The sequence below is a fragment of the Deltaproteobacteria bacterium HGW-Deltaproteobacteria-6 genome (assembly GCA_002840435.1).
Classification (GTDB): domain Bacteria; phylum Desulfobacterota; class Syntrophia; order Syntrophales; family Smithellaceae; genus UBA8904.
Genome location: PHAT01000002.1, coordinates 271,346 through 282,638 on the forward strand (window position 1 = coordinate 271,346; position 11,293 = coordinate 282,638).

Genomic DNA, 11,293 nt, shown 5'->3' on the forward strand with positions numbered 1-11,293 from the left:
TCGATATGATTCTCGACTGGCCAAAAACCTATAAGGAAAAGCTCACGGACGCGCAAACCGCTTTGTCGCGAATCCGGCGCGGGGCAAGGATATTCATTGCATCCGCCTGCGGAGAACCGCAGTTGCTGGTTAAGACGCTCCTGGACATGGCGCCGAGTTTCTCCGATGTGGAAATCATCCATTTTCTCGATCTGGGTCTCACCGATTATACGACGGAAATCTATACCGAGCATTTCCGGCATAACGCGCTATTTATCGGCGCCAACGCCCGCGCGGCCATCAAGGCGGGCCGCGCCGACTACACGCCCGTCTTTCTCTCTGAAGTGCCTCTGCTCATGCAGCGGGGGTCCATGCCCATTGATGTTGCGCTGATTACCGTCTCGCCTCCGGATATGAACGGCTATGTCAGTTTGGGGATTTCCGTGGATATCACCAAGACGGCGGCTGAAACGGCGCGTTACGTCGTGGCGGAAGTCAATCAGAACATGCCCCGGACGCTGGGCGACAGTTTTCTGCATATCAGCCAGATTTCCGCGCTTGTGGAAAACAACACGCCGCTTCTGGAGTTTGAACAGAAATCCCCCGGCAACATTGCCCAATCCATCGGTCAATGGATTGCCGATTTGATTGACAACGAATCCACAATCCAGACCGGCGTGGGTAAAATTCCCAACTCGGTGTTCCCGTATCTGAAAAATAAAAAGGATCTGGGCGTCCACACGGAAACCTTTACCGACGGTTTGATTGATTTGATCGAAAGCGGCGTGGTGACGTGCCGGAAAAAAACGCTCCATCCGGGAAAGGTTGTCGCGGCCTTCTGTATGGGCACAAGGCGTCTGTATGAATACATCAACAATAATCCGCTGTTTGAGTTCCGTCCGTGCCAGTATGTCAATGACCCCTACGTGATTGCCCAAAACGACCGGATGGTGTCCATCAATTCCGCGCTGACCGTCGATCTGACCGGGCAGGTGTGTTCGGATTCCCTGGGCTTTGAGTTTTACAGCGGCATCGGCGGGCAGGTGGATTTTGTACGCGGGTCGGCCATGTCGAAGCGCGGCAAGTCCATCATGGTGCTGCCTTCCACGACGGAAGACGGGAAGATATCGCGCATCGTCCCCTATCCTTCGCCTGGCAGCGGTGTGGTTGTGACGCGGGGCGATATCCATTATGTGGTGACGGAATACGGCATAGCCTATGTGCACGGCAAATCCATCCGGGACCGGGCCATGATGCTGATTAACATCGCTCACCCCGACTTTCGCGATGAGCTTCTGGAGGCGGCCCGCAGGCAGGGCTATATTTACCGGGATCAGACGCTGCCGGTGGTTTTGTATCCAAAAGAATATGAAATCAACTGGGTTGACAATCAGGGCACGCCGGTCTTTTTCCGTCCCGTGAAAGCCACGGATGAGCGCGCCATTCAGGATCTGATTTACGGCCTGCCGGAACAGGACATCTATACCCGTTTTTTCCATAGCCTCAAATCCTTTTCCCATAAAGTCGCCATGCCGCTTGCCGCAATTGATTACGACAACAAGATGGCCATTGCCGCGGTGATCGGAAAAGAGGAGCCGGAGGGCAGGGAAGAGATTGTGGCGATCGGGCAGTATATGAATAATTCGAACACCCGTTATGCCGAAGTCGCCTTTACCACCCATCAGGACTGGCAGCACCGGGGTATTGGAACGTTTTTGCTGAGGTATCTGATCCGCATCGCCAAGGAGAAAAATATCGAGGGATTTACGGCGGACGTATTGTCCCGCAACAGGTCGATGATGCGTGTTTTTTCCAAGTCCGGCTACCCCATGACAACGCACCTGGATACGGGTGTTTACGAGCTGAAAATCAGCTTTGCTAACGAAGAGGCATGAAAAGACGTTTGCGCTTTAATGTTTATCGGTCACGCCCCGGCAGGCGAAACGCTGCCATGAGCCTGCCTCATGCTTGATGGAGAAAATCCGCTGTAATTAATTCATGAACACCGGATACGAGCCGCATGACCATCGTATCCCTGGTGATGCCTGACAGGAGGCTGAAATATGGATATCAAAAATATGCTGGAACAGGCAAAAAAGGAAGGCCGGAAAGCTTTGACGGAAGCGGAGGCCAAGGAAGTTTTGAACCTCTACGGCGTTCCCGTTGTCAACGAATCCGTGGCGGCAACGCCTGAGGAAGCCGTCCACCACGCCCGGACGATCGGATTCCCTGTAGTCCTCAAGGGCCTGGGAGCAAAATTGACGCACAAAACGGAACGGGGGCTTGTCCATCTGAACCTCAGAGATGCCGAGGCGGTAAAGGGAGCGGCCGAAGCTATCGCTCAATCAGCGGGCGGCGATCTTGCGGGGTATCTGGTGGCGCCCATGCTTCAGGGAAGGCGCGAATTTGTTGCCGGCATGTTTTGTGATCCCCAGTTCGGCCCGATTGTCATGTTCGGCCTGGGGGGCATCTTTACAGAAGCCGTAGGTGATGTCGTTTTCCGCGTGGCTCCCCTGGATGAAAGAGAGGCGGAGTCGATGCTTTGCGAACTCCGGGCGGCAAAACTTCTCGATGCTTTCCGCGGCGAAGCGGCCGTTTTTCGAAAAGAGATTGTCAAGACCCTGGTCGCCCTCTCCAGGCTGGCCCTGGACTGGGAGAGCATTACGGAAGTGGACATTAATCCCCTGCTCGTAGGTGTAGACGGCCACGTAACAGCAGTCGACGCGCTGATCATCCTCGGAGAGAGGCCGGTGGAGGTGGCGGCAAGGCCGCCCGTTGATCCCCGGGAGATCGGAAAAATGTTTAATCCCAAGTCGGTAGCTTTTATCGGCGCATCCGCCCAGCTTGGAAAATGGGGGAACATGCTGATGACCAATGTCCTGGCCGGCGGCTATGAAGGCGACGTCTATCTGGTCAACCCCAAGGCCTCCGAAATTGCCGGACGCAAGGTTTATAAGACCATCCGTGACATTTCCGGCCCGGTCGATTTGGCTGTTGTAACCGTCCCGGCCCTCCAGGCGCTGGCGCTGATTCCCGAGCTCAAGGCCAAAGGCATCCGGTACATGCTCCTCATCTCATCGGGCTTTGGTGAGGTCGGCCCCGAAGGCCGCGAACTGGAAAAGACGCTGGTCCGTTCCGCAGCCGAAGCGGGCGTTTCCGTTTTAGGGCCCAACACGATGGGGATATGCAATCCTCATATTAAATTCTATTGCATCGGGACGCCCTGCTGGCCCAAGGCCGGGTCCATCGGTCTTTTGTCCCAGTCGGGCAATCTGGGAACGCAGTTGATGGCTTTTGCCGAAGCGGAAGGCATCGGCATCCGTTCTTTCTGCGGATCAGGCAATGAAGCCATGATAACCATCGAGGATTATCTGCGCACCTCCGCCCTGGACGACGTCACGAAATCCATTATCCTATATGTGGAAAGCATCAAGGACGGTAAACGGTTTTTCAAGACGGCGCAGAAGGTGTCCCGCAGGAAACCCGTGGTTCTTCTCAAAGGGGGGCGGACGGCTGCCGGAAGCCGCGCCGCGGCAAGTCACACGGGCGCCATGGCTTCGAATATCAGGATTCTCAATGCGGCGTGCCGTCAGGCCGGCGTAGTGCTGGCGGACCAGCCGATGGATCTGCTGGATCTCTCCGCCGCCTTTTCCTCACTGCCCCTGCCCAGGGGGAGGCGCATCGCCATCATGACTCTGGGCGGCGGCTGGGGTGTTGTGACCACGGATCTGTGTATGGAGAATGGTTTGGACGTCCCTCACCTGACACCCGACGTGATCGGTGAGATCAATCAGATCCTTCCGCCCTTCTGGAGCAAGGAAAATCCCGTCGATCTTGTCGGTGAGATGGGAGCGGAAATTCCGGCAAAGGTTCTGGAAATCCTGGCCAAGTGGGACGGGTGTGACGCCGTCATCCATCTGGGCGTTGTCGGAAGGCTTCGCCTGATCGACACGATGGTGAAGGCGGCCCGCGACTCCGGACAAGAGGTCCCGCAGGAGTATTACGATATGGGGATGAAGATGTATCAGGATTCGGAGGCGGAAGTATTCAAGTACAGCGCCGAACTGATGATGAAATACGGGAAGCCCATCCTGGGGGTATTTCTCGACGACGTCCACAGTAAGACGATCACCGAGGTTCCCGGAAGTCCGTATTGCGGAATTGCCTTCCTCACGCCGGAGCGGGCCGTCAAGGTGCTTTCCCGGATGGTCTTCTATCAAAACTGGCTTGCGCGGGAAGGTATTTAATCCCGCTCAGGCGGGACGAGCGTTCATTCGCCCAAAGTTTGCCGCGGGGTGGTTGATTATTTTCCCGGGCAGGGTGATATCCGTCCGTTCATAACGTAACAATACATTTCCGGAGATGAAGAAACATCATGGAAGTGCTCATCATAACCCTTTTGCTTCTGTTAAACGGCCTTTTCGCCATGTATGAAATTGCTCTGGTTTCGGCGCGCCGCTCCGGCCTGGAAGAAGCAGCGAAATCCGGACGGATGGGCGCCCAAACGGCGCTGGCATTGCTTGCCGAGCCGGAAAAAGTTCTTTCCGCCATTCAGGTGGGCATCACGCTCATCGGTGTCGTGTCCGGCGCCTATGCCGGCCTGGCTCTGGCGGAAGATGTCGCGCCTTTGTTTAAAAATATCGGCTGGCTGTCTCCATACGCCCATACGCTGTCTGTGGTCATCGTCGTGGGGATCATTACATACCTTTCACTGATCGTCGGGGAACTGGTGCCGAAAACGATTGCGCTGAACAATGCTGAAATGATTGCCATCGTCCTTTCGCCGCCGATGAAAGCATTCAGTAAGGCTGCTTATCCCGTGGTGTGGATTTTAAGTGTTTCCACAAAGCTGGTACTGAAATTTTTCGGTGTGAAAGATCGCCGGGAAGCCCCTGTCACGGAAGAAGAATTGCTCCATCTCTTGAAGAAAGGCTCCGAGTCCGGCGTCATTGAAAAAGAAGAATCGAAAATGATTAATGAAATAATCCGTTTTGGCGATAAACGCGCCAATGCCCTGATGACGCCCCGCATCGATGTGGACTGGATCGATATTACGGAGAGCGAGGATAAAATCATGGCCAAGGCGCTGGCGTCTCCTTATCCCCGGATGCTGGTGTGCGAGGAGACTATCGACAACATTAAAGGCGTGGTGAACATCAAGGATGTGCTTTCCCTTTATATCACTCAACACCGGTTGCGTCTTATGGATATTCTGTTTGAGCCCCTTTATATCCCTGAACAGGCGCAGGCATTGAAAGTGCTTGAGCTGTTCCGCAGCACGAAAAAGCATTTCGGCGTGGTCATTGACGAATATGGTTCCACGGAGGGCATCATTACGCTGCATGATCTTACGGAAAACATTATGGGCGATCTGCCCGCGACCTATGAAGCGGGTGTGCCGGAGATCTTCCGGCGCGATGATGGTTCTTTTTTGATGGATGGCGCCATGATGATTGAAGATGTCGAGGATTTTCTGAAGGTTTATTCTCTTTTTGAAGGCGAAGATGAGAGGCCGGACATCAATACCCTGGGTGGATTCGCGATGTACAAACTCAACCGGCTTCCCAAAACAGGGGACAAGTTCAGGATCGGCGGCTACGAGTTTGAAATTGTCGATATGGACGGCAACCGGGTCGATAAATTACTGATCAAGCCGGTCTTGCCTAAAGCCGGCGGATAATCTCTGTAAAACCAGGCGCTACGACTCTTCGACATAACGCTCCAGAAGTCTCATCATCATGTCCGCGTTTTTGCGCGTTCCGGTGATAATTTCTTCCATACTGAGCGGCTTTTCCACAAGCCCGTTGCCGTAATTGTCAATGGAACAGGCTGAGGCGTAAGGCAACCCCAATTCCAGGGCGATGACCGCTTCGCTGGCCATCGTCATACCGACCACGTCGGCAAAATTGGCCATCATCCGGATTTCCGCTCTGGTTTCCAGGCGGGGGCCCGTGACCTGCCAGTAGGTTCCTTTTTCCACAACATCCGGATGGCAGCTCCTGGCCGCCGTGATCAGCCGCCGGCGGACAGTTTCATTCAAGGACGGCGTGATATGGACGGCTTTATTCTGATGAATGGAGGGGGTTGCCGTGAGTGTGATAAAATCATCGGGAATGACGATCATGCCCGGACTCAGGTCTTTTCGCAATGATCCTGTCGAGTTGATGCCGATGACGCAGGTGACGCCGAGATCCTTCAGTGCCTGAAGATTGGCGCGGTGATTGATTGCGTGCGGCAGAATGTATTCGGCGGGATCATGGCCGTGACGGATTATAAAAACCATCTTGTCGGTTACGATTGCCTCCACGTCGCCATATGGGTTCTTGATCCGTTCTGTGCCGCCTTTTTGGATCAGATGGCTTCTTTCCATCATGATCGTGCCTGCCAATACCCCCACGCGTCCCATGTCAACCTCCTGATGTGTGCTGATTCATAGCAGATAAATGATGCACAGTCAAAAAAATGAAAGGATTATTTCCGGCGCGGGAAAAAACTCCGGATGGCTGTCGGATATTTCCGGTTTTCAGATTCCTGATTCGTTATCGATTCAGACAGGCGGGGTAAATAGCATTTGACTTTTTTTGCTGCGCTGTGACATATAGTCGGCAAATAAAAAAAGGAGGGCGTATTTGATGAGCAGCCAATTTCTCGGTGCAGCCACTGATGATAATTTTGAAGGGGAAGTCCTGAAAAGCGACAAACCGGTACTCATTGATTTCTGGGCGCCCTGGTGCGGGCCGTGCAAGGCCATCGGTCCGATTGTGGAAGAAATTGCCGCCGAGTATCAGGACAAAATCAAAGTCATGAAGCTGAACGTTGATGACGCTCAGAAATCGGCGGTTACTTACGGTGTTCGCAGCATTCCTACCCTGATGATATTCAAAGCCGGGAAAGTGTCCGATACGCTGATCGGTCTTGTGCCTAAAGAGAAACTCGAAGAGTTTATTAAAAAAAGCCTGTGATATTCGTTCCGGCGGATAGATCAGCGTGATAGGAGCTTCCAATTTTGGACAGGTATTTAGTAAAAATAAAAAACATCAGCATGATTCTGGCTTTTCTGCTTATCTGCAGCGGTTGCTCATTTAATACATCGGCCATCGTGTCATTCTTTAAAAAGAGCCCGACAGTCCGGTCAAGCCCGGAAGGTCTGTATTCTCAGGGTACAATTGAATATCAGAACAGCAATTACAAAAAGGCCCGGGAATACTATACCCGTCTGAAAGAAGAATATCCGCTGCATGAACTGGCTGTCCTGGCTGAGCTGGGTATTGCGGATTCTTTTTACAGCGATAAGGAATACGCCGAGGCGGAACTGGCCTACCAGGATTTTACAATGCTTTATCCAACCAATGAAAATGTTCCCTACGCGTTTTATCAAAAAGCCATGTGCCACTACGTGCAAATCGGGGCGATTGACCGCGACCAGACGGAAACCATCAAGGCCAAAGGCGAATTTGAAAGGCTGATCGCCCGCTTTCCGCAAAGCAAATTTTCCATCCTGGCGGAAAAAATGATCCGGGAATGTAAATTAAAGCTGGCTGAACATGAGTTTTATGTGGGTAATTTGTATTTCAAAATGAAAAAGTACGCCGCCGCTCTGAAACGTTTTGAAGGCATCGCACGGGATTATGCCGGCGTGGGTCTGGATTTGAAAGTTGAAACCTATATTGCGCAAACCAGAATCCGGCTTGCCGAAGAAGAAAAAGAACAGAAACTGAAAGAAGAAAAAGAAAAAGCAAAGGCGAAAGCGAAAGATAAAAAAGCTTCCAAACCGTGAACGATCCACCCCGGCGGCGACCGTCTGTCAGGTCGTCGCCGCCGGGGGATGGATACCCATCTATAATTCAGCCATCTTAATTGCGCGAACAATATTCCGGCGGAGCGTTTCCGGGTTGTCCGATGTGTCGACTTTAAAAAAGCAGGCAGCGGGGAATTCGTTTATTTCTTCGTATTGGTTTTTCTGCTCCTGCAGGATTTCCCAGCGGCCGTCTGACGGATTATCGTTATCCAGCATTCTTTTTTCCAGGCGTATTTTAACAATGTCATCGGGGCAGGTGCATTCAATGATGTAAAAAGGCACCTGAAGCCTGTGGGCCAGATTGACGGCCAGTGCGCGGTCTGACCTGTTTTTGAAAGACGCGTCAATAATGACCGGCTTGCCCTGCGCAATTTTTTCAGCGGCCAGTTCGACGGCTTTTTCATAGGTTTTCCGGGAAATGTCACTGGCGTAAATACCCTGGCCGAAAGATTCATGATGTTTTTCAGCAGGCACGATATTCAGTAATTCCTTGCGCAGGACATCCGTGCGGATGACGTCCGCTCCGAAACGCTCCGCCAGGTTTCGCGCCTGGTAGCTTTTGCCGGAACCAATCAGCCCCGCGGTCAGAATCAAAACCGGTTTTTCCAGACGCGCCGCATAGGTATAAGCCAGATCAAAATATTTCGATGCGGTTTGCTTTATTTCGGTTCGCTCGGCGTCCGGTATCTCTTTTTGATCCAGACGGAAGCTGATAACCTTCCCGCGAACGTAAGCATAGTAGCAGCGGTAAAAATTTAGAAGCGTGTGCATATCCGTATCGCCCGAATATTTCAAATAGGAGCGTACAAAGTCTTCGGCCTGGCGGAAGTAACCGTTAAAATCGAGATCCATCGTCAGGAAAGCCACCTCGGCCGCCACATCGGCGAATCGGAAGCGTTCATTGAACTCAATGCAGTCAAAGACAATAATGTCATCGGCGATGCAGATATGCTCCAGGTGAAGGTCGCCGTGGCAGTCCCGGATTTTATGCTGAGCGACCCTTTTTTCCAGAAGGTGAATGCGTGCGGCAAGAAATTTCTCCACATACTCTTTGATAAACCGGTACTGGTAGGCGGGGATGGTGACATCGAGATATTTTTCGGTTTGCGCAAAATTTTCTTCGTGGTTGCGGCGGATGGTTTTGATGGACCCCATCTCGTCAATCGTGCCGCCGGTTTCCGCCAGTTTGTGAAATCCCGCGATTTTTCCGGCCACGGCATCCATGATTTTTGCATCAGCCTGGCCCCGGGCCAGCAGAATTTTGAGCATATGATCCAGCGGCAGTTTTTTCATCCGGACGGCGTAGTCGACGATTTTCTGCGTGCCATCAGGCGAAAGGCGGCCCTGATCATCCTCGGTAATCGGCACGACATCAAGATAGATGCTGGGGGCAAGGCGCCTGTTCAGACGCAGCTCCTCTTCACAGTAAAATTTTCTTTTTTCGAGCGTGGTGAAATCAAGAAAACCGAAATTGACCGGTTTTTTTACTTTATAGACATAATCGCCGGCGATGAAGACATAGGAAATATGCGTTTGCACCAGTTCAACCGTCTGAGGGCGGTGCGGATAAAAAGCGGGGCGGGTCATGTTTTCAATGATGCTGGGCTGGCTCATGAAATTCCTCCGTATCCGGCGGGTATAAATTTCAGCGGCAGTTTCCCGTCGATAACTGAGAGAATGTTTAAACAATCATACGCCGATAATCAAGCCAAATATTAATTTACCCTTGCAGAGAAACGCTATCCATGATTATTCTGCGCCCGATCCACGAAGGAGTTGACGATGTTCAAGAAGTTGCGCCGGTTGGCGGCCGTTAAATTTGGCGGAAGTATTTTTTACTATTTTGTCCGGATGTATGCGGCGACTTTCCGGCTGAAGCTGGAAAATGAAGCCGAATGGCGGGCCTACCTGGAGCAGGGCGGGAAAGTGCTGATCTGCTGCTGGCATCAGCAGTTTTTTATCGGTGTCCGTCTGTTTCTCCGTTATCGTAAATATTCCCCCAGCGTCATGATCTCTAAAAGTCTGGACGGTGATATCGCTTCGAGAATTGCCGAGAAGTCGGATATCTTCCCTGTCAGAGGATCATCATCACGCAGCGGCGGCCGGGCTTTGAAAGAAATTATTGCCCGGTTGAATCACGGCCGTCTGGCGGCTCATCTGCTGGATGGCCCCAGAGGACCGGCGGGCGTCGTCAAAGGCGGCGCCATCTCCATTGCTTCCGGTGCGAATGCCGCCATTGTTCCCACCTATGTCACGGCCGATCGCGCTTTTTACCTGAAAAGCTGGGACCGGTATATGGTTCCGAAACCTTTTGCCCGTGTCACGGTAAGGTTCTACCCGCTGATGGAACTGCCGCCCATCAGGGATAATAGTGATTTTGAAGAACAAAGGCAGATACTGGAAAAAACGCTCCAGCCGCATTTGAAGCGTTAATTAGAATTCCGCTCTGAAATTGATTTAAAAAAGAAACGGCCTGCCATGGCAGGCCGGATAAAAAAGCTATTTTGTTTCTTTAAAGAAATCTTCCACTTTTTGAAAATTGTCATCTACGACGTTCTTAAAATCTTCACAGCCTTTTTTATAGGCCGCCATCCAATCGGATATTGCCTTTTTTCCTTCTTCCGGAAACATCGGCGATTTTTCCCAGAACTTGCTGACCAGTCTTTCAGTTTGTTCCTGTAATGCCTGCATTCCGCGGAAATTATTGTCAAAGGCTGTTTTGTTGAAAACAATCATTTGCTTGGCGATTTGTTTCGGGTCCATTGCCGCCTCCTTTATAAAATTCTTTTATTTTTTTGTTTTTTGCTGTTTTTCCGCCTGAGCGAAGTATTCGGCAACTTTCTGATAACTTTCATCGGCGGCGGCTTTGAAATCCTGACGGCCTTTTTTATAGCTTGTGACCCAGTCATTAACGGCCTTCTTCCCTTCCTGCGGGAACCAGGGCGCTTTATCCAGAAAGCTAAATACCAGTTTTTCAGTTTGATCCTGAAGCGCGGACATTGCGCTGAAACTGTTGTCAAAAGCCGTTTTGTTGAATTCCATCATTTGTCTGGCTATTTGTTTTTGCTCCATCACAGGTCACCTCCCTTATGTTTTATGGTTATTTTTTACAGTTTGTAATCTATTCGGTAGTTTAACGATTTAATTCCATTTGTAAAGTCATTTATTTCCGTAATGAAAATGGCTGCGCATTAAGTAATCCGGAACTTTTTCATTTCCCTCATCGACATGCGTTTGAAAAGCGAACCTCCTTTTGTGCGAGGCAAGAAGATATTCATGGATTGCCTCTTTCGAATTGTCCTGAAACAGGGGATTTTTATCGATGAAACTGAAAAAGAAGCTTTCAGGAGTCTCCTTGCGCAGTGCCGTCGTGTTGGACGTACTATGGAAGACTGTTGTGTTCAAATCCATCAATTGTTTTGCGGTTTTTTTGTGATCCATGGCATGTCCTCCAAAATCATCAGTTGTTTGGATGCAAACGATATCATCGTTTCGAACATTTGCCCGCCGTGACGC

Annotated in this window: 11 protein-coding genes; 6 read left to right on the forward strand and 5 right to left on the reverse strand. The window is 51.3% G+C overall.

The genetic code is table 11. The features are described 5' to 3' along the window. Positions 1–5 precede the first annotated feature (5 nt). The 3 genes from CVU71_05600 (at position 6) to CVU71_05610 (ending at position 5,659) form a co-directional block, all read left to right on the forward strand. Positions 6–1,874, forward strand: a complete 1,869-nt coding sequence (locus CVU71_05600; GenBank protein ID PKN19841.1) for a 4-hydroxybutyrate CoA-transferase — start codon at positions 6–8, stop codon at positions 1,872–1,874. A gap of 168 nt (positions 1,875–2,042) precedes the next feature. Next, positions 2,043–4,226, forward strand: coding sequence for a CoA-binding protein (locus CVU71_05605; GenBank protein ID PKN19842.1), 2,184 nt, complete (start codon positions 2,043–2,045; stop codon positions 4,224–4,226). Positions 4,227–4,354: 128 nt separating this feature from the next. Further along, positions 4,355–5,659: a hemolysin gene (locus CVU71_05610; protein PKN19843.1), complete on the forward strand. Its 1,305-nt coding sequence runs from the start codon at positions 4,355–4,357 to the stop codon at positions 5,657–5,659. Between the two features lie 18 nt (positions 5,660–5,677). On the opposite strand, the gene CVU71_05615 is transcribed toward CVU71_05610, so the two are convergent. Continuing rightward, positions 5,678–6,385 carry a hypothetical protein gene (locus CVU71_05615; protein PKN19844.1) on the reverse strand — a complete coding sequence of 236 codons (708 nt, stop codon included), beginning with the start codon at positions 6,383–6,385 and terminating at the stop codon, positions 5,678–5,680. Positions 6,386–6,611: 226 nt separating this feature from the next. Here CVU71_05615 and trxA point away from each other — a divergent pair, with 226 nt between their 5' ends. Beyond that, positions 6,612–6,941 (forward strand): thioredoxin, encoded by a 330-nt coding sequence (gene trxA / locus CVU71_05620; GenBank protein ID PKN19845.1) that lies wholly within the window; start codon positions 6,612–6,614, stop codon positions 6,939–6,941. A 44-nt stretch (positions 6,942–6,985) separates the two neighbouring features. Continuing rightward, positions 6,986–7,756 carry an outer membrane protein assembly factor BamD gene (locus tag CVU71_05625; GenBank protein ID PKN19846.1) on the forward strand — a complete coding sequence of 257 codons (771 nt, stop codon included), beginning with the start codon at positions 6,986–6,988 and terminating at the stop codon, positions 7,754–7,756. 60 nt (positions 7,757–7,816) lie between these two features. On the opposite strand, the gene CVU71_05630 is transcribed toward CVU71_05625, so the two are convergent. Then, positions 7,817–9,391 (reverse strand): hypothetical protein, encoded by a 1,575-nt coding sequence (locus tag CVU71_05630; protein PKN19847.1) that lies wholly within the window; start codon positions 9,389–9,391, stop codon positions 7,817–7,819. Between the two features lie 168 nt (positions 9,392–9,559). On the opposite strand from CVU71_05630, the gene CVU71_05635 reads away from it, so the two are divergent. Continuing rightward, positions 9,560–10,210: a hypothetical protein gene (locus tag CVU71_05635; GenBank protein ID PKN19848.1), complete on the forward strand. Its 651-nt coding sequence runs from the start codon at positions 9,560–9,562 to the stop codon at positions 10,208–10,210. A gap of 66 nt (positions 10,211–10,276) precedes the next feature. Here CVU71_05635 and CVU71_05640 read toward each other — a convergent pair whose 3' ends face one another. The 3 genes from CVU71_05640 to CVU71_05650 form a co-directional block, all read right to left on the reverse strand. Continuing rightward, positions 10,277–10,540 (reverse strand): hypothetical protein, encoded by a 264-nt coding sequence (locus CVU71_05640; GenBank protein ID PKN19849.1) that lies wholly within the window; start codon positions 10,538–10,540, stop codon positions 10,277–10,279. 24 nt (positions 10,541–10,564) lie between these two features. Further along, positions 10,565–10,849 carry a hypothetical protein gene (locus CVU71_05645; GenBank protein PKN19850.1) on the reverse strand — a complete coding sequence of 95 codons (285 nt, stop codon included), beginning with the start codon at positions 10,847–10,849 and terminating at the stop codon, positions 10,565–10,567. A gap of 87 nt (positions 10,850–10,936) precedes the next feature. Beyond that, entirely contained in the window at positions 10,937–11,218 is a 282-nt protein-coding gene (locus tag CVU71_05650) for a hypothetical protein (GenBank protein ID PKN19851.1), read from the reverse strand. Positions 11,219–11,293 lie beyond the last annotated feature (75 nt).

Bases quoted from the DNA above. Each gene is read 5' to 3' on its own strand.
- CVU71_05630 (PKN19847.1), bottom strand. From the start codon at position 9,391: ATGAGCCAGCCCAGCATCATTGAAAACATGACCCGCCCCGCTTTTTAT.
- CVU71_05635 (PKN19848.1), top strand. From the start codon at position 9,560: ATGTTCAAGAAGTTGCGCCGGTTGGCGGCCGTTAAATTTGGCGGAAGT.
- CVU71_05610 (PKN19843.1), top strand. From the start codon at position 4,355: ATGGAAGTGCTCATCATAACCCTTTTGCTTCTGTTAAACGGCCTTTTC.
- CVU71_05640 (PKN19849.1), bottom strand. From the start codon at position 10,540: ATGGACCCGAAACAAATCGCCAAGCAAATGATTGTTTTCAACAAAACA.
- CVU71_05650 (PKN19851.1), bottom strand. From the start codon at position 11,218: ATGGATCACAAAAAAACCGCAAAACAATTGATGGATTTGAACACAACA.
- trxA (PKN19845.1), top strand. From the start codon at position 6,612: ATGAGCAGCCAATTTCTCGGTGCAGCCACTGATGATAATTTTGAAGGG.
- CVU71_05645 (PKN19850.1), bottom strand. From the start codon at position 10,849: ATGGAGCAAAAACAAATAGCCAGACAAATGATGGAATTCAACAAAACG.
- CVU71_05615 (PKN19844.1), bottom strand. From the start codon at position 6,385: ATGGGACGCGTGGGGGTATTGGCAGGCACGATCATGATGGAAAGAAGC.
- CVU71_05605 (PKN19842.1), top strand. From the start codon at position 2,043: ATGGATATCAAAAATATGCTGGAACAGGCAAAAAAGGAAGGCCGGAAA.
- CVU71_05600 (PKN19841.1), top strand. From the start codon at position 6: ATGATTCTCGACTGGCCAAAAACCTATAAGGAAAAGCTCACGGACGCG.